We start from the raw sequence: 22,076 nt of genomic DNA on the forward strand, positions 1-22,076 counted from the left end.
TGTCTATTTCATTAATTCATTTTATATTAGTATTAATTGCGGCATATTTAAAGTCTTTAAGATATAGTATCCTGATATCATAATCTTTAAGATCACTGATTAAAAAAATAATTTTGAATGAATAGCACTAAAAGATCTGTCTGGCAATTCCCTTGGAGGTATACCGAAAGTATACTTATAGTCATCGGATTAGTGATTGTCGGGTTTGCCTTACAATTATCCGTAGGGAAGGTTGACTTTGTTCAACTGGCCTATCCTCTAAATATTGTGGTCGGTAGTGGAATGATACTGTTTCTTCTGTTATTTGCATTTGCCCGTAATACCCAGTTTTACCAGTGGTTTTCAGGGGTTCCCTTTTCCGTATCATTGATCGGAGGTCTGCTGGTTCTGGGAATCGCTATGGGATTGATTCCGCAAATGCAGAAGCTGGATCCTCATGCACATGATATTTGGACTCTATTAGGGCTAACGCAGGTAACATCATGTTGGGCTTTTGTTCTGGTATATTTTGTGACATTGTTGTCACTGGGTTCACTAATTGTCCGGCGGTTGATTCGTTTCAACTGGCGTGATTATGCTTTTTATTTTAATCATATTGGTTTATGGATATTATTATTTGCATCAGGACTTGGAGCAGCAGACCTGCGTCGTTACGTGATGTATGTATATGAAGGTGAGACCGAATGGCGTGTGTATAGCGATCACGGGGATATTCTGGAGTTGCCGATAGCTATTCAACTGAACGATTTTGTGATGGAGGAATATCCTCCTAAATTGACTATCATAGACCGGGAGTCGGGTAAAGCACAGCCGGAAGGCAAGCCGGATTATTTTCAGATAGATGAACGGTATCCTGAAGGACGATTGGACAAATGGGAACTCCGTGTCGAAAAATATATACATCAGGCAGTACGCAACAGTGACAGTACTTATACAGAAGTACCCATGCCCGGAGCAACCCCTGCAGTATTGGTGAAAATTACAAACACGGAAACAGGGAAGAGCTTTTCGCACTGGGTCTGCGGAGGAAGTATTGCACAACTGTATATGATGGCTCCCTTAACCGAAACTTTAGGATTGGTAATGACTCAGGCGGAACCGAAAAGGTTTATGTCCGATATTGTAGTATATACTGAGGACGAACGGGTAGATAGTGCTGAACTGGAAGTTAATAAACCTCTGAAAGTAGGAGACTGGATGATATATCAGTATGGATATGATAATATAGCAGGCAAAGCTTCTAACTATAGTAGTTTCGAAATGGTATACGATCCGTGGTTACCGGCTGTATATGTCGGTATTATATTGTTCGCAATGGGCTCGGTCTGTCTAATGTGGTCCGGTAATAAAAAGAAAAGGAAAGGAGATACAGAATGACTTGGAATGAATATCTATGGTTTGCAATTCCGGCTATCGTATGTTGGTTAGGAGCTGGTGTAACGGGATACCTGACTGATAAAAAATGGATATCAAATACATTAATGATCTTGGGTACAGTAATATTCGGCGCTTTTATTGTCGGATTGTGGTTCGGACAACAGCGCCCGCCTTTGCGTACTATCGGAGAGACCCGTTTGTGGTATTCTTTCTTTCTTGCCCTGATCGGTTTTATTACTTACCGGCATTGGAAATATACATGGATGCTGGCTTTTGCCGCACTTATGGCAACAGTATTTGCCTGTATAAATATATTTAAGCCCGAAATACATTCTACCAACCTGATGCCTGCACTCCAGAGTTATTGGTTTGTACCTCATGTTACAGTTTATATATTGTCGTATGCTATGTTCGGGGCCTCGGTAATTGCGGCGTTCATCCAATTATCGAAATTGGGTAAAGGTAAAGAGGATGAGAACCTCAATATCTTTATTGATAATATCGTATATGTCGGTTTCGGTTTCCTTATTTTAGGAATGTTGATGGGAGCAGTCTGGGCAAAAGATGCGTGGGGTCATTATTGGTCTTGGGATCCGAAAGAAACATGGGCATTTATTACAGGTGCTGCTTATTTGGTATTTATACATATGAGATTGCAGCAATATCACAAACGTTTTGTATTGTGGATGTTGCCTATAGCTTTTATCTTGTTGATGATAACCTGGATAGGGGTAAACTATCTGCCTGCTGCACAGGGCAGTATTCATGTTTATTCTAATTAACTATATATAGATTTGCACACTGAGGGGCAGGGGAGACCCTGCCTTTTCTATTTAATGGAACAAATATTCTTTAAAGACTATTTGAGATAGTTTATATACTATTCCTATCTTTACTTATATTGGTTTAGCAAGGCAATAAATTCCGGATCTTTTTGAATTTCAGGCCAGGGAACATATTGGTTTATGGCTGATAATATTTCATTCGAACTATCCTCTTCAAAGCTTTTTCTTAAGTATTCAATGGCAACTTTGGTCTCATTAAGTTCTGCATAACAACATGCTAAAAGATAATTATTGGGATATGGAGATTTTAAAGCTGTGTTTATAGCTGATTCATACCTATTTACACTATATAAAGATAAAGCCCAGCTATCGTATAAGTCAGATAATGCCCTGTCGAGATCTTTATTGTTTATTTTCTTAACTTCTTGGCGTATTTGTTCTATTCTGAGAGTGTTTTCATTAAAATTACTCTCTGTTGTATAGCTTATTATTTCTTTTTTCAATAAGTCTATCTCTTTCCTCTTGCCTGTATAATCCTTAGGGGTATTTCCCTCTTCGTACCGCTTAATAGCATCTTTTATCTGCCTTTTATTTATTTCGAGGCGTTCTTTTACATTTTTATAAATGTCATCATCATTTACATCGACTATTGAATTAATTGTATTCAGTAGGGAAGTAAATGGTGATTGCAGAATATCGGGAGTGCTTAAGCCTAGTTCGGCATGAAGTCGCATCATAAAAGAATCGGCATCATAACCTCTCACTAAGCTCGAATTTGCATATGGCCTATCGAGTAATTTTCCCTTAACACGGTGATTGGGTTCATTGTCTTTGTAAGTAACCCAATAAAGATTATTAGAGAAGCTTCCCAGATCGGCAATAGCATCTAATATGCGGTCTTCGCCACTGTAACCAAGCACTATCCATGTGCGGCGTTCGGCAATACGGTTGAAAAAAGAAGGGCATATCGAAATTGTCCTGTCCATCTCTTCTTCGGTATTCAGCATCCAAAGCCCCCGATGGGTACCATGCAGATAGGTAACCGACTGACGCTCTATACGATCGGTAGTCATATCTTTAAGGATAGACAGGTCGTAGATAGGAGGGAAAAGATTGTACATTGCCATTGCCCTCAAAATAAGGTTGTCGAAATTTACAGTCAGTATATAATCTACATATCCCTGTTTGATGAGGTCTGCCAGATAGATATAAGCCACATTTACTTTAGCCTCCTTAATATATCCGTTAAGCAAATGATTACGCTCCGATGTTGTAAGGCAAGCCATAAGCTTACTATATGTACGGTCTTCTTCCTTCAGATTTCTGACCTTCGGATTGTTTTTGTAAGTAGCCAAAATTTCCTTGGCAATGTCTCCGGCAAGAGGAATCCCTCCCGCAACGGACATACCTGCTCCTAAAAATACAATCGGTTTGTTGTAATTTTTATCTTTGGCCTCTTTCAGTAAATGGGCTATATAATCGACCTGTGCTTCTGTCATGGTGTACTTTTGTAAAAGCGTTTGTTACAAAAGTAATTATTTTTAGGTTTATTGATCTACAAATTTGCCACCCATTTGCTCATCAAAAGCTGCACCCTCTTCTGCGCTCATATGCTTGCGTATCACTTGCATAGTGTATCCGCCATATATGTCGCCGCTATTGGTGTCGGTATACATCCAATCACTGAGCTTTTTCTGGTCTATGTTTACCGAATCCCCGTACTTGATCGTCATTTTGCCTACAGGTTCATTTACTAATATACCGCTGAATCTTTTACCATCGTATGTGATATCCGATACCCACATATGCTCTACGCTTCCGTCCTTGGTTGGGAAACCTATTTTTACGATAAAATCTTCGTACTTGTTTGTTTTCTTATTATCAATGAATGCTTTTTCGAATTTATCAAAAGTAGATTGAGCTTTAGAAATTGCATCATTCATTTCTTTGTCGTTTCTATCGACATTGGTTACACCAGTTTCGGTATTTGTCTGATAACTTTTTTTCTCGCTATTGCAATTCGTGAATAGTCCAACAAGAGCAAAGAAGCTCAAGTAAAGAATTGTTTTTTTCATGTTTGTTCAAATCTTGTTGAAAACGTGTTTATAACTCACGTTTTAGTGTTGAAAATCCCTGATTAATAAGTGAATTGTTTGTTAACAAAGATAAGGCGAATTTTTTAAACAAGAGGCATCATTCGTTTGTTTTAAGATTATTCCGCTGGGAAGATTTGTCTTCTCTCAGAGTAATTCCGTGTCATGTAGTGGCTGTTATGTAATGTTCCCCAAAGATTTGGGGTATGTTTATTGTGTGTTGACAAGTTGTTGATAACTTGTTAATAGAGTCTTTTTTATTGTTGAAAAAACTCAGAAAACGGTTTATTCTCAGTTAAATTCCTGTTGAGAGGAAGAGTGTAGAGATTGATTACCAGTGTTTCCGGTGTCAATAACTTAATTAATGGAGGCAGAAACCCGGTAAATGTCTACCGGTTGTTGAAAACAGAAAGAGCCTGCCTACCGGCAGACCCTTCCCAAAATAAGTAAATTGAGTATTGAGATGTAGTAAAATAAAAATTAATAGCTTACCTGTTCTGTTATCATAGCAGAACGGATATCGAATGTTTGTAAATAGTTTCGGGTAACATTCTGATTATAACCGGTCTCACCCATGAAGAATTTGATTGCTTTGATTTTTGAATTATTCATAGACTCTTCAAAGATTTGAGAGAACATATCTTTCTTTACAGGATATTTTGCAGTACTGTATTCTGTTACTTTTGCCTGTTCTACAGCTAGGGCAATAGCAGTATCAAGACCTCCCAGCTTATCTACTAATCCGATTTTCAGAGCTTGTGCACCTGTCCATACACGTCCCTGACCTATTGAATCAATGTCGGCTTTGGTTTTATTACGACCATCGGCACAGCGACTAATAAACAGGTCGTATCCGTTTTCGATATATTTTTGGAGTATGCGTGATTCCTCATCATTAAAACCTCTGGAAGAAGCCGTTAATAAAAATGGAATAGAGTAGGGTGCACCTCCGAACGAACTGTGTTTATTGGTATTTACTTCATCGAACGACAATCCTATCTTCTTCGCAAGTTCTTCTCCGTCGGGAATGATACCGAAGATTCCGATAGATCCGGTGAGTGTAGTTGGTTCCGCTACAATGGTATTGGCTGCGCATGATATGTAATAACCTCCTGATGCTGCATAATCGCCCATCGACACGATAACCGGTTTCTTAGCTTTTAGCTCTTTTACGGCATTCCATATTTGCTCCGAAGCATAGGCGCTACCTCCGGGCGAGTTTACTCGGAATACAACAGCTTTTACCTTATCGTCGTTTTTGAGTTTGTTCAGTTCTTTTACATATTCTTTTGCAGTTATAGTGCTTCCTCCTGAGAACAGATTATTGGCCGCATCATCAACAATAGTACCTTCTGCATAAAGAATTGCAATTTCGTTATCTTTGTTTTCTTTTGTTTTTGATTTTACATTAACCATATTTTCTACGGTTGCCATGTTCAAATCCTTGCTTTCTTCTATATTAACCAGTTGTTTCAGATAGCTCTCTACAGCAGGTGTATATAGTAATGTATCTACCATCTGGTAATTGATAAGAGAATCCGCTTCGGTGAACATCAGGAACTTATCTGCATATTCATTCAGCTTCGCTACGGGTATGTTGCGGCTGTCGGAAATTCCTTTTAATAAATGTGCCCATATGTCATTCAGATACGAAGTGCGTTGCAAACGGTTGGCATCGCTCATTTTTTCCTGGATAAGGGGTTCTACGGCAGATTTGAATGTTCCTACTTTGAATACCTGCATTTTAATGCCTAGCTTGTCGGTCATATTCTTGGTAAATGTCAGGTTGGAACTTAGTCCATGAAAATCGAGGCTACCTTTAGGATTAAGTATAATTTTATCGGCAACTGAAGCTAAGTAATAAGTGTCTTGCGCATAAAAATCACCATAGGCAACAATAAATTTGCCTGTTTCCTTGAAATCGATCAGGGCATTACGGATAGGTTCCAGATTTGCAAGCCCTCCATTAAACTGTCCGGCTTTCAGGTAAATGCCTTTTACTTCGTCATTTTCTTTGGCTTTTTGTATAGCATCCAGAATATCATCCAGCCCTATACTTGAAGGGTTACCCAGAATTTTATCAAGAGGGTTCGAGGCTGATCTTTCGTTGAGAATACCCTCCAGATCGATCGATAATACTGTTTGGTCTTTCAGTGAGTAGGTCGATGAGCTACCCATGCCTGCTATTATTCCTGCGAAAATCATAATAGCGAAAAGAGATAATATCGCTGATCCGATAATGACTCCTAATGTAGAGGCTAATAAGGTTTTAAAGAAATTCTTCATATTGTTTGTTCTTTTTAGATGTTGTTATTCTTCTGTAAATTCTAATATATCGCCGGGCTGGCATCCGAGTTCTTTGCAAATGGCATCCAATGTACTAAAGCGGATAGCCTTGGCTTTACCGGTTTTTAATATCGAAAGATTTGCCGGAGTAATGTCTATCTTTTCAGATAATTCATTCAATGATATTTTCCGTTTGGCCATCATTACATCCAGATTTACTATTATAGGCATATGATTGATCATTTTAGATAGTTAAGTCTTGTTCTTCTTTCATTTTTAAAGTAACACTCAGTATTTCGGCAAGAAGTAGCGTAACAATACCCAGTATCAAGGTGCCGAATCCCGAAAAATCGACGAAAAAGTTATAATGCTCTAATTTGACCAGATATTCAGCTTTGAGAGTCTCTACAATATAAATAAGTACATCTATTACGTAAAAGAATACCAGAATAATACCTATTTTCTTTATTCGTTTTATAACCTTCAGATCGATAATGTTACCTTTCGATGCCGATCTTATTATTTTGAAAAATAAGAATGGCAACCAAATAGTACAGATCAATATCGCAAAAGCCAGAAATATAATTGCATAATACATTATCGTTATAGGCAATGGTAGCTTTTGAGGATGAAAGACCATTATCTTGGCAGATTGTATTTCCATCTTCATTTCCTGATTGTCCATTATATTTGTGGTCGATGTAGGAAAAGAATACCCTCCACTTTTAGGTATGAGATTGACGTGTAGTGTTTCGCGCGGAATATCTTTTAATCCTTCGTTGAATCCGGCGCTAAAGCTGGCAACTTCTCTAAAGATTGTATAGACTACTACAGATATGTAAATAACCGATAAGATTATACAATACAGTTTTATTTTTTTATTCATGTGGTTATTATTTTAAGTAGCTGTAAGTATTAAAGACGTATTTTGGAGTCATATCAATTTATTGCTGATTTGTAATAAATGCTGATAGCTTGTTGTTTAATGGCGGTTTGCTATCAGAGCATATATAAAAATTACAACTGTTATGTAAACACAAATAATGATACCCATACGATTGTTATTCTGTGATAATTATGATAATGCAAAAGAATAATTATTTTTCGAAATACACAAATAATTTATCGAAAAACGATAAATATTTATTGAAATACTGTTTCGCGTGTGTCCGGTTATGGTGGTCTGCGGTTGTAATATAAGTCCGGAAGTTTTATGAGGTGGAAGCAGTAATGTAAAATTTAAGATATTTTAGGGTAACTATTCTTTTTACTTTTATATTTGTATCCTGATTATTATTGCCGGAGTTAATTCGGGATAAGGATTCAGCGTATAAACAATACTTTTTTAGGGATAAATATTTTTTGAAATGGATAGTTTTAAAATCAAAGTACAAAACCGTCAGCTATTATTAATATCGGTACTCTGTTTACTCGTACTATTTACTATATCTGCAATTTATTTCAGTGATTTTTTCATTAGTGGCGGAATGGAGAAGTTTCTGATCATAGCGGTTATACCGTTCTTTGCACTCATGGGATTATTAGCCCGTATTTGCAACAAAGTCTATACAATAGAAATAACCCAATCGGATTTCACGGTACGAAAGAACAATAAAGTGGAAGCTTCGGTTCAACTAAACCGGATAATGCTTATCAAACATCGTGGCGGTACAAACGAAGGCAACGATGCTTTAATTATTTATGCCGATAACCAGAAAAAAAGCCTGTTGAATGTTCTGGCTAATAATCAGTCTGCGGAAATAAAATCGATGTTAGAACGATTACTACAGTCTGCTACATATAAGAAAAGCCAGAAAGTATATAAGAATACTCTCTGGAACGAATACTATAATGAAGCTCTATTTCATGAAAATACCTCCACAATTGTCCGTATAAACAAAAAGGGAGAACATACTAATAAGGTTGTAATATGGGCGTTGGTTATCTTTTTTGCACTGTTATTAGGTGGGTCGATATTGCCTTTCTTTATCAATCCTAAAAAATTCTATGAATACGAGCGTACCCGGGTTCTGTATGGAGATAAAGAGTTGGTCGGAGTTAATCCCGATTCGGTAAAAGTACTTAGCTATACAGTAATAAAGGATTCATCACATGTGTATTACAAAGGGGAGATACTGGAATGGGCCGACAGGGCAACATTTACGTGCCTGCGCGATCCTTTCTATTATGATAAGAATGGTGTTTATTTTGAAACCTCGAATTTCTATTCTAAAAATAAAATAAAGCCAATTGAAGGTGAATACGACGCTGCAACCTTTCAATCGGTAGGGGGATATTCGTCTCATTATTACAAGGATAAGAATAATGTATACGAAATTAATATTAGTCTCATGGATGGCGATAAAAGTCCTCTTAAAAAAGTGGAAGTTGAAGGCCTTGATGTAGCCTCGTTCCAGATGCTTGAATCCTCTTATTGGTATGCTGATAAAAACAGGATCTATTTCGGAACATGGCAAGATCTTCGTCCTTGTCCCGAAATAGACCGCAATACATTCGAGATATTATCTTTCACAACGGTTAAAGACAAAAATCATGTTTATTATCTGACCCGCGATTTGTCATCGGATACTAAAAAGGCTACCGAAAAGGACGGTTATGCGATTCTCGAAGGTGCGGATGCTCCGTCGTTCCGAAGGATAAATGATAAGAATTACGAAGATAAAAATACTACTTGGACTATACGCTCGGGAGGTGAAGAGATATCTGTAAGAAGAAATGTAAAGTAGTTTTAAGTGAGCGGAGGCAGAACGTATAAACTGAGAAAATTTAGTCCTACAGCGATACTAATCGCTCTGGGACTGATTTTTGTGTTTTATTTTGCTATCTATGCTGTATATCCTCGTATTATCAGTGCTTTTGTAGGTATGATAATGCTGGCTTTTGTGGTCATGTTCGTAATGTTCCGCTATGGAGTAACTTATCGTCTGACACTTGATGATGGTATATTGTCTATCGGTATTTTCGAAAGAGGCAGGCGCCGGATAGAGATCAGGGATATTACAACTATCATGTATAAGCAGGAGGGAGGAAATAAGACGATAGAGCTGTATATTCGCCCGGCAGAGAAGATATTTATGTGTAACTCGCTCCGGCAGGAAGAGCTTTTCAAACGCTTTCTTGTAGATTTACTTTCCCGGAAACAGTGGATTCAGGCAAATGAACATAGTTGGATTGAGCATGTAAACGGAATGCCGTTAAATAACTATACTTGTGAATACATAGACAAGGTACAGGCCTCAGATTTTAGTTCAGCTCCTATCGAGATACGGAAGAAAAGTAAAGGATCTAATCCTTTTGTCGTTGGTGCTTTGGTCTTTGTGTGCTTTTTTTGTATAGTTCCTTTTCTGTTCAATCCTAAAGAGTTTTACTCACAAGAGGATGGTAAAGTATATTACGGAGATAAAGAAATAATAGATGTGGATGTACCTACTTTCTCTACAATGTCATATAATGTGGCGAAGGATTCGTTACATGTTTACTACAAAGGAGAGGTTCGTGAAGAATTGGATGCATCGACATTCAATTGGATTGAACAAGATCTGTACCGGGATACTTCCGGAGTATACGTGGAGGTTCATAAGCTATTTTCTCCTGACCATTTAAAGAAGCTCGATTACATCGATGCGAATAAGTTCAGAAAAGTTGGTTACTTCTTTAAGGATGATAAACGTGTTTATCAGATAGATACGTATGAGGAAGACCGTCTCTCAACAGTAGTTCCGGTTGCAGATATGGATGTGCCGACTTTTGGTGTGTCTGGTGTTTCACCTTATTGGTATTTTGATAAGAACCATGTATATTACTTTTATATGGACGGAATGGATATGTGTTTAGCTGTTACTGATGAGATTGATCCAAAAACATTTGAAGTCCTTTCCCAAATGGTGGCTAGGGATGCTAATCATGCTTATCTGTATCGGGGAGGACAATACAAAATCTGGAGGAATATGGATATGTCTACATTCAAAAAAATAGATGAATACACATTCGAAGATAAATATGGGCGATATTCATCACGAAATGAGTGATTTATTCGTATATGTAACCTTCATAGTCCTTTAGCATCCATAGGGACAGTATTTTATCTTCAAGCTCCTTTGTATATTTATAATTTGTACCCTTAAGTCCGGATAAATATTCTTGCAGTATTTTACAACTTTCAGTCTCAGGGTATTTTCTAGCAAGGGCCCTGATCTCTTCTAATATGTAGCCTTCAAGAATTCCGGTTGTCCGGTCGAATGTCGGAGTATTGTCATAATCACAGAACATGATCAATTCCATATAGAGCCTGTATCTGGCTATTGTCTTAGACCTTAATTTACCTTCAGGATAAGCTTTTAGATACTTCTCCCATTCTATAGCGTAATCTAAAAGTTCATTCAGAGGCACTACAAGTCCGGCGTCTGCGGAGAGAAGCCTGTCCTGATCGGCTTCGATTTTCATATACCCTTTGACAGCATCTGTAACATAAGGTTCGAAAATGTTGTAATACCAATATGCATTAGTAGCTATATCTGCATTTCCTTCGCCGATATAGATAGGCTCAAACCCTTCTTCAGCTAATAGCCCGACAATAAGAGTGTCTTCTTTAGTGGTATTGCCGTACACTTCCCACCGGCTGAGGGTTGGTTCTGTGAGATCAAAAAAGTTTATATGATCAGGACGATAATTTTGTGCCATAAAAATAGAGTCTGCCTGTTGTGGCGAAGCCTTCCGGAGTTTAGTCCGTAATGCTTCATGAATTTGATGTGCTTCTTGCAGATACATCTTTACTGAGTCTATATCCACGGCTCTTGAATAATAATTATTCGATTCGTCTGTTTCTTTATCCGGAATTGTATCTCTTACTATATTACATACCGAAACAATATTTTCTTTTTTTGTATTACTGCAACACGTAAATGCGAAAAGTGCTATTACTAAATATTTAAGCATAATCTGAATGTTGTTTTTTTCTCCTGCAAAATAGCATTTTCTCTTCTAAAAAGAAATTAAAAAAGGCTTTTATCCAATGATTTATTCATCACAGATAAAAGCCTTCGGTCAAAAGAGTATATGATTAATTTTTACTTCAGATTTTGCTGATGTCAAAACCTGCTTGCTCTACAGTATCAATTACTTGTTCGGCATTTGCGCCGGACGATTGTACAGTAAGTACTTTGTCTGGATTTGCGAGGTCTACACTCCATGATTCGATACCGGATACTTTGTCCAGTAAAGGTTTTACTCGGGCTACACAATGTTGACAATCGAGATTGGTCTTAAATTTTAATTCTGTATTCATAACTGTTTATTTTAATGATTTATATTTTAGAATTATACTGTTACTAACTACACTTACACTACTCAGAGCCATAGCAGCACCTGCTATCATCGGATTCAGAAGAAAACCATCTATCGGATACATAATGCCTGCTGCAATAGGTATAGCTATTATGTTGTAAATAAATGCCCAGAAAAGATTCTGCCTGATAGTACGATTTGTTTGTTTCGATAGCTTGATAGCTGTCGGTATTTTCGTTAAATCGTTCGATATGATAGTCATTTTGGCTGCATCAATAGCTATATCACTCCCTTGCCCCATTGCAATACCTACATTTGCCTGAGCCAGAGCTGCGCTATCATTGATTCCGTCACCTACCATTGCCACAATCTTTCCTTCCGATTGCAATTGCTTGATAAATTCAGTTTTATCGGCAGGCAACAATCCTGCCTTGAAATGTTTTATTCCGGCTTGAGTAGCTATGCTTCCGGCAGTATATTCATTATCACCTGTCAGCATATATACTTCGCAGCCTTGGGCTTGTAACTGTTTTACAGCATCAATAGAACTTGGTTTTATACGGTCGGCGATTGCAATAGTACAGATAACCGAATCCGCGTCGGCGAAAAGCACAACTGTATTTGCCTGTTTTAAGCGTCCGTTTACCCATTCTCGTATGTTATCGGGATAGGTTATCTGATTTTTTTCGATAAGAGACTCATTCCCTACAAGATAGTGTACACCGTTCAAAGTCCCGGAAATGCCTTGCCCGGTAAGGCTTTCTATTGTTAAGTCAGAGATCAGCTGTGCGTCGTCCTGCAAATATGTAACAATGGCTTCGGCTAAAGGGTGCTCGGAAGATTGTTCTATACTGAACAGGATATTTTTAAGTTCGGAGGTTGCTTCTTTGCTCCATAGGATATCTGTAACTTGAGGTTTTCCCTCAGTAATAGTTCCTGTTTTATCTAGCATAATAGCATTTACCTTCTGGATGATTTCGAGGCTCTCCGCATCCTTAATCAGTATACCGTTTTCGGCACCTTTTCCTATCCCGACCATAATAGCTGTCGGGGTTGCCAGTCCTAAAGCACAGGGGCATGCTATAACCAGTACCGTAACAAAAGCTAATATTGCATGAGTAAAAGCATTATCTCCACCTAATATCATCCATATTATAAAAGATAGTATAGCAATACCAATAACGATAGGTACAAATATTCCGGCTATTTTATCCACTAGTTTTTGAACAGGGGCTTTACTTCCCTGTGCATCCTGCACCATCTTTATTATTTGTGCAAGTAGGGTAGAAGCACCGACCTTTTCGGCTCTGAAACTGAAACTGCCACGTTGATTAATAGTTCCGGCAAAAACTTTATCACCGGATTTTTTCTCAACCGCAACCGGTTCACCGGTGATCATACTTTCATCAACGAAAGATGCTCCTTCAATAACGATTCCGTCTACGGCTATCTTTTCTCCGGGTTTTACTAATATTGTATCGCCAGCTTTAACCTGAGCAATAGGTGTTTCTACTGCCTGTCCCGAAGAATCGATCAGCATTACCGTTTTCGGTTGTAGACCAATCAGTTTCTTAATCGAAGAAGATGTATTTCCCTTTGCTTTCTCTTCGAGCAGTTTTCCCAAAAGAACAAAGGTGATAACCACAGCAGCAGCCTCGAAATAAACATCGGCATGTAATCCTCTCGAATGCCAGAATTCAGGATACAATGTATTGAATATACTGTACAAATATGCTGTTCCGGCACTGAGTGATACCAGAGTATCCATATTAAATGCTCCATGCCGAGCCTGTTTGAAAGCTCTGATAAAAAAATCCTTACCGAAATATAAAACAATAGGTGTAGACAATATCCACATTGCATAATTAGCGAAAGGCAGATGCATCAGTGAAGGAGTCATTGCAAATATGACTAATGGAATAGCCAATATAATAGACCCCGTTACTTTCTTTTTCAATGACTGGTAATGTTCCCTGTGATGGGTTTCTACATCCTCCCTTGCCTGTTCGTTTTCTTCTATATTAAGGTCATAACCCACAGCCTGTAATGCAGCTTTGAGTTTATCGGTATTAGTTTTCTGTGGATCGTATTCTATCTGGGCGGTCTCTGTTGCAAAGTTTACCACAGCATCACCAACCCCGTCCTGACGTTTCAATATTTTCTGTACACTGTTGGCACAAGCAGCACAGTACATATTCAGTACAGGTAATGTCTTTTTTATATTATTATTTGTATCCATATTATTCTTTCCTTTTGGTAAAACAAAGATAGAGACTACAAGGTTGCTCTCTATTACATAATTTTGGATATTGTTTATACTTTGCATATAAAACCTGAAGAATATTGTGAAATTGTTATTATAAATTAAGTTTTGGGGCGCGGATATATTTTTATTATTATCTTTACCTCAGAGCGAATCGCAACTGGATATATGGAAATTGGATGATTCGCCGGATATATATTATTTTTTTTAACAACGACTCAAACTCATATTGTAATAACGCGTATTATCTATGCGTAATTCTCTCGCGATACTGATATCCTGTCAGTGATACGTTTATTGGAAAATGTGTTTGTATTAAAGAACGAAAGAACGACAACATGAAAAAATTAAACCCTAGTACTGGTAGGCACAACCTATCAGTAGAAGCTACTTGCTATCAAAAAAGTTTATCAGTAGCATGTGTAATTGTTGGCTTCGATAGCAGAAGCCCGAAGATTTTACTAACCCGGACTGGTGCCTCTCGTAAATGGATGCTTCCTTCCAGTTTAGTAATGCGATCGGAAAATACCGATGACGCTGCCCGGCGTGTAATCTCGGCCTACACAACGCAAACAAACGTAACTGCATATCAATTCAGGTTGTTTGGAGATAATGACAGGCTCACTAAAAATGAACTGGCTACCATTATGGATTTGCATGGTTTGAGCGATACAGATTCTTCTGAAGATGTTAAGCGTATAGTGACCATGGGGTATTACTCATTGGTGGATATGAGAAAGATTGACTTATCATCTAATCCGAATGTTGAATCTAAATGGTTCTTGTTGACAAAAATGCCTGAATTATTTGGAGATGACCGGAATATTGTAAAATCTTCGATCGACGAAATCCGCAGGCATGGTCATGCCATCCCTATTGAAAAGGATGTACTTCCCGATTATTTTACGATAGAAGATCTGCGAAGTGTATATGAACAGGTTTTTCAGAAAGATCTGGATGCCCGCAATTTTGAAAGAAAAGTACTCTCCAAAGGTTATATCTCGAAAATGTCGGGCTATACAGATATCGGCAAAGCCCGGTTGTTTTACTTTAACTGGAAAAAGTTTAACAGAAGGGCAGACCTTGTATTCTGGATATAATCTATTAGAAGGAATTATAAATATTGCCGCCTTGGGTTTAAACCTTAGGCGGTATTTTTTTCTCATCCTAAGTTTTTATTTATTAGTTGCTTGTCTCTATTCTAGAATGCTGTTAACTTTTCTTAAGGGTTGAAGCCGCAACGTATGCCTCTTTTTTGACTCTTTCTATACAGATATTGGAAATATCCCGGGTATAGTACTGTCAAGGCACTGAAAAAGTTTTCTGTTATCTATCTCACAATTGTGTAAAACAAGATTTACGCCTTACTGAATTTTTTATGCCGGCTATAATTGAATTATGGCTAAAGGAGGAAGGTATGTCTTGTTTAGAATACTAACTATTAACTAACCATTAAAAAAACATTATTTAATCATGAATCTGAAAAATTTATTAAGTTTATTTCTGGTATCTTCTGTTTTGAGTACTTCATTTACTGCATGCAGTGATGATGATAACGATAATGATAAGGGGAATATTCCTGATGCTTTGGTTGGAACCTGGAAACGGACTAACGTAGAGGCTTCTGTTGAAGCTACTGATGCTGAGGTAAAGACGCAGGTGGAAGAATTTATAAAAAAGATGGAACTGGAGACCACTACCTATGTCTTTAAGCTTGATAATACTGCCCAAAAGAAAGTCGGAGAAGAAATCTTCGACCTGTCGAAATACGAATTAAAAGCTGGTAAAATTATTTTTTCTAAACCTGATACGGTCTATACCGATATTATCCTGAAAGATAATGTAATGACAGGTACAGCAGATGTGAAAAAATATGTGGCAGAGCAACTGGAGTTGGATACAACAATACTGACAAAAGCTGAAAGAAAAGACCTTTTCGAGAAGGTTACTAAGTGAGAATCAAAGAGTGCTGAAGAAGCTGTCCTGCGGTCGCAGGACGGCTTCTTTTTTATATAATCTGGTCAAGACCTTTTCTGAGCCCAATTCCCTGCTGTTTGAATTGGGTAGGAGTAAATCCCGTAACCTTTTTAAACTGAGACGACAGATGGGCGACACTGCTGTAGCCCAACGAATCCGCTATTTCACTCAATGTTTGCTGGTTATATGTTAGTAGTTCTTTTACCTTCTCTATTTTCTGTAATATTGTATACTGTTCGATAGTAATACCTTCGGTAGCAGAAAATAATTTACTGAGGAAAGAATATTCGCGGTGCAACTGTTCCGAAAGCACTTCGGATATATTAAATCCATTGTCAGTCGAAAAGTGGATATGGTTGATAATAATTGTCCGTATCTGTTCTATTAGTTGTTGTTGGTAGTCGTCGAGAAGCTCAAAGCCCATATTCCCAAGGGCTATCCTCAGTTCCTGAAGCTTTTTTTTGTCGGGTTCCCCTGTTAAAATAGCTTCTCCTAACCTCACATCCAGAGTCTCTATTTTTTGTTCGTTGAGTATGTTCTTTACTGCCATGATACAACGCGGACATACCATATTTTTGATATAGAGTTTCATAATAGAATCTTTTTATCAAAGTTATAAAGATATTTTCTGTAATCATCATTAATCTGAAAGATAGATTATATTAATGATATGAAATATCTATAAAAAAAATAACATAGTTTGTGAACGAAAGTAGTACATTAGAATGTTCTATACGTGATTGGTTAAGTACAGTAAACTAAAATGAATCTGATTATGGGGAAAAGTAAGAAAAAGAATTTTGTACTGGATACAAATGTTATTTTACACGATTTTAGATGTCTGGATAATTTCGAAGAAAACGACATCTATATCCCGATTGTAGTTCTCGAAGAATTGGACAAATTTAAAAAGGGAAATGATCAGATTAATTACAATGCCCGGGAGTTTCTCCGGCAATTAGATTCGATAACCGATGATGATCTGTTCACAAAAGGATCAGCTATCGGTAGCGGAATGGGACGGTTGTATGTAGAAACAAGTATTAAAGCGCAAGACCGGATAACAGCATTGTTTCCGGAGAAAATTCCTGATCACCGTATTCTGGCAGCTACGCTCGATATTACCGAGCGTAATCCAAAGCACAAGACGGTACTGATAACTAAAGATATTAATCTGAGGATGAAAGCACGTTCCGTAGGGTTAATGGCAGAGGATTATATCAACGATAAGGTTACCGATATTGCCCTTTTCGAAGAGCATCATAAGACCTTGTCGGGGTTCGACACTTCGGTTATCGACCGGCTGTATAGTGAGCCGGAGGGTATCCCTTTCGGGGAATTCAATTTTGATGTGCCGATCAACCCGAATGAATGTTTCGTGATGAAAAATGGGAAGAAAAGCGTCTTGACCCGTTATGATTCCTATGCAGGACGTATCCGTAAAGTTGATAAACAAGTATGCTTCGGGATACAGCCCCGAAATGCAGAACAGGCCTTTGCTTTCGATATACTGACTGATCCCAATGTCAAGCTGGTAGCATTGACCGGTAAAGCAGGAACAGGAAAGACTCTCTTGGCTCTGGCTGCAGCACTAAAGCAGAATGAAGATTATGGGCAGATTCTTTTAGCACGGCCAATTGTTGCATTGAGTAATAAGGATCTAGGCTATCTTCCGGGTGACGAAAAGCAAAAAATAGCACCCTATATGCAACCTCTTTTTGATAACTTAGTAGTTATAAAAAGCCAGCTTAACTATGCAGGGACAGAAGTAAAGCGGATCGAAGAACTTCAGACGACGAAGAAGCTCGAAGTAGAAGCTCTTGCTTATATTCGCGGACGGAGTTTGTCCGAGACCTTTTGTATTGTCGATGAGGCTCAGAACCTCACTCCGCATGAAATAAAGACTATTATAACGAGGGCAGGAGAGAATACCAAAATGGTTTTTACCGGAGATTTACAACAAATCGATTCTCCCTATCTCGATACGCAGTCTAACGGATTGGCATATATGATAGATAAAATGTCGGGGCAGGATCTTTTTGCCCATGTCAACCTTCTAAAAGGAGAAAGGAGTCGCCTGTCTGAACTGGCTAGTGTATTATTGTAACATTAGCTTTAGAATTAATAGTAATATTATGGCAGATAATTCGTTTTATCTGCCATAATTGGTTTATAACCTGATGCTTATTGGGGGTTGATAGGCTTGGTTTTTGTGATAGGTGACGACAGGTTTGGCTATAACAAAGAGTGTTAGACAGATTGATATAAAGACTTTTATTTTGCTTTTTTGTTGAGTATACATCATTAAATGAAAAAAGCCTTACATTTTTTGTTTGAATATCAAGGAAAAGGATTATTTTTGCCACTGCAATTTTTAGGGTAGATATAGTACCTGTTTATTTGCAATAGGATAAACTGTCAAACAGTTTATCCTGAAAATATATAGTTGAATCTAAATTAAAAAATATACTATAAAAAATGGCGAGCAGAAAAGAACGCGAGTTGAACGAAGAAAAAGATTGGAACAAGATAGACGAAGCTGTTATATCGTCTGGTAATTTTCTTTTCAAATACCAAAAACAACTATTAATAGCAGTAATAGCATTAGTTGTTATTATTGGAGGATATTGGGCTTATAAAGTTTTTGTAATCGAACCTAAGAACAAAGAAGCTCAGATAGCTTTATTCAGGGGAGAACAATACTTTCAGTCAGGTATGGATTCGCTTGCACTAAATGGTGACGGTAACGGTTATATCGGATTTATCGGTATCATAAGTGATTACGGTTCTACAAAAGCCGGGGATTTAGCTAAAGCTTATGCCGGATTATCATATGCTCGTTTAGGACAATACGAACAGGCTCTTGGATATTTGAAAGATTTTAGTGGCGGGGATAATATGATTACTCCGGCAATAAAAGGAGCTATCGGCGATTGTCTTGTGAATACAGGAAAGGCTCAGGATGCAGTGTCTTATTTCGAAGGTGCGGCAAAAGATGCGAATGATGCCCTATTAAGCCCTATCTATTATAAGAAAGCAGCAGTAGTGTATCGTGACCTGAAAAATTATGATAAAGTAATTAGCTTGTTTACAAAAATCAAAAATGACTATATGTCTTCACCCGAAGCTTCTGAAGCTGATAAGTATATCACAGAAGCTACATTGTTAAAGGGTGCACAATAAGAAATAGAAATTCGGAAAAGGATTTTGAAATCAGAATAAAGTTTTGTCAGCAATGGCAAAACTTTATTTTTTTGAGTAAAATCTAGTTATCTTTGCAGAATAGAAATAATGTAAACTTAATAAATAAAAGAAATCAGCTATGGCAACGGCATATCACAATCTTTCATCATACGATCCGGCAACTGTACCATCAGGCGAAGATATGAAAATCGGTATTATAGTTTCGGAATGGAATGATAATATCACCTATGCGCTTCGCGACGGAGCATGCAATACTTTATTGAAGCATGGCGTAAAACCGGAAAACATCTTGGTCGATTATGTACCGGGTAGTTTTGAATTGATATATGGCGCGCAGGTATTTGCCGATGTGCACGAAGTGGATGCAGTGATTGTTTTAGGTAGTGTAGTACGTGGAGATACTCCTCATTTCGATTATGTCTGTAGCGGGGTAACACAGGAAATCGCCCGGCTGAATGTGATGCACTCTATTCCGTTTATATTCGGATTACTTACAACAGATGATATGCAACAGGCATTGGATAGGGCAGGAGGTAAACATGGTAATAAAGGTGACGAATGCGCAGTCACTGCTCTTAAGATGGTAGATTTTGGCAGACGCAATTCCTTATAAAAAAGCATATTGCTATATAAAAAGAAAGCCGACTTAATTGAGTCGGTTTTTTTCATACTTACAAAAAACAGAAGGAGAAAACGGGGATGTTAACGATTAACTGCAGCAACCCATTTTTCATCTTTTAAAGGAACAAACTCTTTCATCTTTAGCAACAGGTCTTCAATATTGTCACTAACAATAAGTAAGTCCACATGCTCCTTTTTTAATAGACCGTTTTTATTCATGTCTTCAATAAAACGTATCAGAGAGTCATAATATCCATCTACATTAAGCAGTCCTATCGGTTTTTTATGCAGAGATAACTGCGCCCAGGTCAGCATTTCGAATAACTCTTCCATTGTACCGAATCCACCGGGCAGGGTAATAAAACCTTCGGCCAATTCGCTCATCATAGCTTTACGTTGATGCATAGTGTCAACGAGGAATGTTTCGGTTAGAGTCATATGCTGAAGTTCTTTTGCTGCCAAAAACCTGGGTAAAACGCCAGTTACTGTTCCTCCAACAGATAGGGCTCCATCCGCAACTGCGCCCATAAGGCCTACATGAGCACCTCCGTATACAAGATTTATACGATGTTTTGCAATGGCAGCACCTAATTCAAAGGCCTTTGCCATAAAGTTTTTATTTGAGCCTTCGCTCGATCCGCAATATACTGCAATACTTTTCATTTATTATCTGTTTAAAATTTTCAGGTCTTATCTATGACCTTTTAATATCCAAAGATACTTCTTTTCTTATTTCGAATCCGTTAAAAATATATGACAAAACAGTGAATATTTATAAATCGCACACCATCATTATATTGCATCTGTCATAAGCTGCCTCTGCGATTGGGATTTCTTTAAACCCTAATTTTGTATATAAAGCAATAGATGCCTCTAGCTTTGTATTACCTTCCAGAAATAGTTGATTGATTCCATTCTCCCTTGCATAACTAATAGCAGTTTCGAGCAACTTTTTCCCTAACCCTAATCCTTGAGCATGAGGCGAGACGGCCATCTTAGACACTTCGTATGTATTGTGCTCCGGATGATAGACTAAGGCGCAACATCCCATCACTATCCCGTCATAAAGGGCAAAAAATATTTGACCTCCTTTATCCAGAATATATTCTTCGATGTGGCTTAGAGTATAAATGTCCGCTTCTTCCAGCCGGAAGTAAGTAGTAATCCATTCAGTATTAAGACGAATAAAGTCGTCTTTGTATTCAGGTTTGTATAAATCGATGTTTATTTGTGTCATCTTTTAATACATTTTATAGGAGCTAAGTTATATTTTTTATTTTACATTTGTAATATATCAACAATTCTTAACCCTATGAAATTGTCGATCCTCTTTATCTTTTTCGTCTATACATTAGGTTTATCTGCTCAGGTATCGTATAGTTATCCTGAATTTACAGGAGGTGAAGGAGCTCTTAATGAATATCTCCTTAAGAATATCAATTATCCCCAGTCGGCAATAAATAGCCGCTTGCAAGGAAGGGTTACTGCAAACTGTATTATCGGAAGTGACGGTTCTGTCGAGCAAGTATCCATTGTAGAGCCTCTTAGTGTAGAATGTGACAGTGTGGTAAGAAATGCTCTTATGCGTATGCCTCAATGGACTCATAATAGGGCAAATACTGTACCGCATTGGTCTTTGGCTGTGATAACTATATATTTCGAACTGAAAAGCGACTCTATTCCGAAATTAGATAGAACAAGAACAGCTGTGGATTATACCTTTCCGTTACTGAAAAGTACAAAAGAAGTTTATGAAGATCTGCTGATGAAGCAATTGAAAGCAAAGAATAAGTCTCAGAAACTATCAGGAGAGTCTGTAATTATAGAATTTGGAGTGTTAGACAACGGACTCTTATCAGAGGTAGAAGTGCTGGACTCTACTACTAAAGATAGACAGGCAAGTAATCTGGTAATACAAACCTTAAATAATGTCCGTCAATGGAAACCTTTGACCGGAAACAGGAGACTATTGGATACCAGATGGAGATTGTCGGTTGATTTTTATTCTGCTCACGAGATATTTATCCAGTTAGACCTGGCTGAAATAGCCCAAAATTCGCCTTTACTGTATGGTGATAGTGTTTATCAACCTGTCAATTTTCCATATAGAAGCCTGATCCGTTTTTATAAACCTGTAAGCATTATGCAGGTTATTGCTCAGTAGCA

General features: G+C 37.7%; 21 protein-coding genes. 10 read left to right on the forward strand and 11 right to left on the reverse strand.

The features are described from left to right. Window positions 1–117: 117 nt before the first annotated feature. A complete protein-coding gene (locus BUC12_RS06040) occupies window positions 118–1,377 on the forward strand; it encodes a cytochrome c biogenesis protein ResB (RefSeq protein ID WP_062177285.1) in 1,260 nt (419 codons plus the stop codon). After that, a complete protein-coding gene (gene ccsA, locus BUC12_RS06045; RefSeq protein WP_062177289.1) occupies window positions 1,374–2,159 on the forward strand; it encodes a cytochrome c biogenesis protein CcsA in 786 nt (261 codons plus the stop codon). Before BUC12_RS06040 ends, ccsA begins: the two co-directional genes overlap by 4 nt. Before the next feature lie 110 nt (window positions 2,160–2,269). Here ccsA and BUC12_RS06050 read toward each other — a convergent pair whose 3' ends face one another. The 5 genes from BUC12_RS06050 to BUC12_RS06070 form a co-directional block, all read right to left on the reverse strand. Then, window positions 2,270–3,661: a TPR end-of-group domain-containing protein gene (locus BUC12_RS06050; protein ID WP_062177292.1), complete on the reverse strand. Its 1,392-nt coding sequence runs from the start codon at window positions 3,659–3,661 to the stop codon at window positions 2,270–2,272. A gap of 48 nt (window positions 3,662–3,709) precedes the next feature. After that, window positions 3,710–4,237, reverse strand: coding sequence for a YegJ family protein (locus BUC12_RS06055; protein WP_062177295.1), 528 nt, complete (start codon window positions 4,235–4,237; stop codon window positions 3,710–3,712). Window positions 4,238–4,735: 498 nt separating this feature from the next. Then, window positions 4,736–6,541 carry a signal peptide peptidase SppA gene (gene sppA / locus BUC12_RS06060; RefSeq protein WP_062177299.1) on the reverse strand — a complete coding sequence of 602 codons (1,806 nt, stop codon included), beginning with the start codon at window positions 6,539–6,541 and terminating at the stop codon, window positions 4,736–4,738. Between the two features lie 24 nt (window positions 6,542–6,565). Next, a complete protein-coding gene (locus tag BUC12_RS06065) occupies window positions 6,566–6,772 on the reverse strand; it encodes a helix-turn-helix domain-containing protein (protein ID WP_062177826.1) in 207 nt (68 codons plus the stop codon). A 13-nt stretch (window positions 6,773–6,785) separates the two neighbouring features. Next, the gene (locus tag BUC12_RS06070) at window positions 6,786–7,427 is read right to left on the reverse strand and encodes a DUF2975 domain-containing protein (RefSeq protein ID WP_062177303.1); all 642 of its coding nucleotides are present in this window, start codon (window positions 7,425–7,427) and stop codon (window positions 6,786–6,788) included. A 481-nt stretch (window positions 7,428–7,908) separates the two neighbouring features. On the opposite strand from BUC12_RS06070, the gene BUC12_RS06075 reads away from it, so the two are divergent. Next, on the forward strand, window positions 7,909–9,288 hold the full coding sequence (locus BUC12_RS06075) for a DKNYY domain-containing protein (RefSeq protein ID WP_062177308.1): 1,380 nt from the start codon (window positions 7,909–7,911) through the stop codon (window positions 9,286–9,288). Between the two features lie 6 nt (window positions 9,289–9,294). After that, window positions 9,295–10,590: a DKNYY domain-containing protein gene (locus BUC12_RS06080; protein ID WP_062177311.1), complete on the forward strand. Its 1,296-nt coding sequence runs from the start codon at window positions 9,295–9,297 to the stop codon at window positions 10,588–10,590. Between the two features lies 1 nt (window position 10,591). Here BUC12_RS06080 and BUC12_RS06085 read toward each other — a convergent pair whose 3' ends face one another. From BUC12_RS06085 to BUC12_RS06095, 3 genes are all read right to left on the reverse strand, one after another. Continuing rightward, window positions 10,592–11,497: a hypothetical protein gene (locus BUC12_RS06085; protein WP_062177316.1), complete on the reverse strand. Its 906-nt coding sequence runs from the start codon at window positions 11,495–11,497 to the stop codon at window positions 10,592–10,594. A gap of 136 nt (window positions 11,498–11,633) precedes the next feature. After that, window positions 11,634–11,846 (reverse strand): heavy-metal-associated domain-containing protein, encoded by a 213-nt coding sequence (locus tag BUC12_RS06090; protein WP_062177320.1) that lies wholly within the window; start codon window positions 11,844–11,846, stop codon window positions 11,634–11,636. Between the two features lie 6 nt (window positions 11,847–11,852). Next, a complete protein-coding gene (locus tag BUC12_RS06095) occupies window positions 11,853–14,084 on the reverse strand; it encodes a heavy metal translocating P-type ATPase (RefSeq protein ID WP_062177829.1) in 2,232 nt (743 codons plus the stop codon). Between the two features lie 362 nt (window positions 14,085–14,446). Between BUC12_RS06095 and BUC12_RS06100 the strand changes: the two genes are divergently transcribed. Together BUC12_RS06100 and BUC12_RS06105 are read left to right on the forward strand one after the other, a co-directional pair. Next, complete coding sequence (locus BUC12_RS06100; RefSeq protein WP_062177322.1) at window positions 14,447–15,208, forward strand: NrtR DNA-binding winged helix domain-containing protein; 762 nt, start codon at window positions 14,447–14,449, stop codon at window positions 15,206–15,208. A 373-nt stretch (window positions 15,209–15,581) separates the two neighbouring features. Then, window positions 15,582–16,064, forward strand: coding sequence for a hypothetical protein (locus tag BUC12_RS06105; protein ID WP_062177325.1), 483 nt, complete (start codon window positions 15,582–15,584; stop codon window positions 16,062–16,064). Between the two features lie 52 nt (window positions 16,065–16,116). Here the strand turns inward: BUC12_RS06105 and BUC12_RS06110 are convergent, their stop codons facing one another. Then, window positions 16,117–16,677, reverse strand: coding sequence for a helix-turn-helix domain-containing protein (locus BUC12_RS06110; protein ID WP_062177328.1), 561 nt, complete (start codon window positions 16,675–16,677; stop codon window positions 16,117–16,119). 183 nt (window positions 16,678–16,860) lie between these two features. Here BUC12_RS06110 and BUC12_RS06115 point away from each other — a divergent pair, with 183 nt between their 5' ends. The 3 genes from BUC12_RS06115 to ribH all read left to right on the forward strand — a co-directional run bounded on the left by BUC12_RS06115 (window position 16,861) and on the right by ribH (window position 19,902). Next, window positions 16,861–18,192 (forward strand): PhoH family protein, encoded by a 1,332-nt coding sequence (locus tag BUC12_RS06115; protein WP_062177832.1) that lies wholly within the window; start codon window positions 16,861–16,863, stop codon window positions 18,190–18,192. 371 nt (window positions 18,193–18,563) lie between these two features. Further along, the gene (locus tag BUC12_RS06120; protein WP_062177332.1) at window positions 18,564–19,268 is read left to right on the forward strand and encodes a tetratricopeptide repeat protein; all 705 of its coding nucleotides are present in this window, start codon (window positions 18,564–18,566) and stop codon (window positions 19,266–19,268) included. A gap of 139 nt (window positions 19,269–19,407) precedes the next feature. Next, entirely contained in the window at window positions 19,408–19,902 is a 495-nt protein-coding gene (gene ribH, locus BUC12_RS06125) for a 6,7-dimethyl-8-ribityllumazine synthase (RefSeq protein ID WP_062177336.1), read from the forward strand. A gap of 89 nt (window positions 19,903–19,991) precedes the next feature. Here ribH and BUC12_RS06130 read toward each other — a convergent pair whose 3' ends face one another. Together BUC12_RS06130 and BUC12_RS06135 are read right to left on the reverse strand one after the other, a co-directional pair. Next, window positions 19,992–20,573: an LOG family protein gene (locus BUC12_RS06130; protein WP_062177341.1), complete on the reverse strand. Its 582-nt coding sequence runs from the start codon at window positions 20,571–20,573 to the stop codon at window positions 19,992–19,994. 109 nt (window positions 20,574–20,682) lie between these two features. After that, on the reverse strand, window positions 20,683–21,147 hold the full coding sequence (locus tag BUC12_RS06135) for a GNAT family N-acetyltransferase (protein WP_062177346.1): 465 nt from the start codon (window positions 21,145–21,147) through the stop codon (window positions 20,683–20,685). Between the two features lie 75 nt (window positions 21,148–21,222). On the opposite strand from BUC12_RS06135, the gene BUC12_RS06140 reads away from it, so the two are divergent. After that, on the forward strand, window positions 21,223–22,074 hold the full coding sequence (locus tag BUC12_RS06140; protein WP_062177349.1) for an energy transducer TonB: 852 nt from the start codon (window positions 21,223–21,225) through the stop codon (window positions 22,072–22,074). The last annotated feature ends 2 nt before the right edge of the window (window positions 22,075–22,076 follow it).

This window comes from Indolivaga macrotermitis (assembly GCF_900128985.1).
GTDB classification, from domain to species: domain Bacteria; phylum Bacteroidota; class Bacteroidia; order Bacteroidales; family Dysgonomonadaceae; genus Dysgonomonas_A; species Dysgonomonas_A macrotermitis.

Coding starts and splice junctions, on each gene's coding strand:
- BUC12_RS06095 (WP_062177829.1), bottom strand. CDS start 14,084: ATGGATACAAATAATAATATAAAAAAGACATTACCTGTACTGAATATG.
- BUC12_RS06065 (WP_062177826.1), bottom strand. CDS start 6,772: ATGCCTATAATAGTAAATCTGGATGTAATGATGGCCAAACGGAAAATA.
- BUC12_RS06115 (WP_062177832.1), top strand. CDS start 16,861: ATGGGGAAAAGTAAGAAAAAGAATTTTGTACTGGATACAAATGTTATT.
- sppA (WP_062177299.1), bottom strand. CDS start 6,541: ATGAAGAATTTCTTTAAAACCTTATTAGCCTCTACATTAGGAGTCATT.
- BUC12_RS06070 (WP_062177303.1), bottom strand. CDS start 7,427: ATGAATAAAAAAATAAAACTGTATTGTATAATCTTATCGGTTATTTAC.
- BUC12_RS06050 (WP_062177292.1), bottom strand. CDS start 3,661: ATGACAGAAGCACAGGTCGATTATATAGCCCATTTACTGAAAGAGGCC.
- ribH (WP_062177336.1), top strand. CDS start 19,408: ATGGCAACGGCATATCACAATCTTTCATCATACGATCCGGCAACTGTA.
- BUC12_RS06090 (WP_062177320.1), bottom strand. CDS start 11,846: ATGAATACAGAATTAAAATTTAAGACCAATCTCGATTGTCAACATTGT.
- BUC12_RS06100 (WP_062177322.1), top strand. CDS start 14,447: ATGAAAAAATTAAACCCTAGTACTGGTAGGCACAACCTATCAGTAGAA.
- BUC12_RS06130 (WP_062177341.1), bottom strand. CDS start 20,573: ATGAAAAGTATTGCAGTATATTGCGGATCGAGCGAAGGCTCAAATAAA.
- BUC12_RS06055 (WP_062177295.1), bottom strand. CDS start 4,237: ATGAAAAAAACAATTCTTTACTTGAGCTTCTTTGCTCTTGTTGGACTA.
- BUC12_RS06075 (WP_062177308.1), top strand. CDS start 7,909: ATGGATAGTTTTAAAATCAAAGTACAAAACCGTCAGCTATTATTAATA.
- ccsA (WP_062177289.1), top strand. CDS start 1,374: ATGACTTGGAATGAATATCTATGGTTTGCAATTCCGGCTATCGTATGT.
- BUC12_RS06110 (WP_062177328.1), bottom strand. CDS start 16,677: ATGAAACTCTATATCAAAAATATGGTATGTCCGCGTTGTATCATGGCA.
- BUC12_RS06085 (WP_062177316.1), bottom strand. CDS start 11,497: ATGCTTAAATATTTAGTAATAGCACTTTTCGCATTTACGTGTTGCAGT.
- BUC12_RS06120 (WP_062177332.1), top strand. CDS start 18,564: ATGGCGAGCAGAAAAGAACGCGAGTTGAACGAAGAAAAAGATTGGAAC.
- BUC12_RS06140 (WP_062177349.1), top strand. CDS start 21,223: ATGAAATTGTCGATCCTCTTTATCTTTTTCGTCTATACATTAGGTTTA.
- BUC12_RS06135 (WP_062177346.1), bottom strand. CDS start 21,147: ATGACACAAATAAACATCGATTTATACAAACCTGAATACAAAGACGAC.
- BUC12_RS06040 (WP_062177285.1), top strand. CDS start 118: ATGAATAGCACTAAAAGATCTGTCTGGCAATTCCCTTGGAGGTATACC.
- BUC12_RS06105 (WP_062177325.1), top strand. CDS start 15,582: ATGAATCTGAAAAATTTATTAAGTTTATTTCTGGTATCTTCTGTTTTG.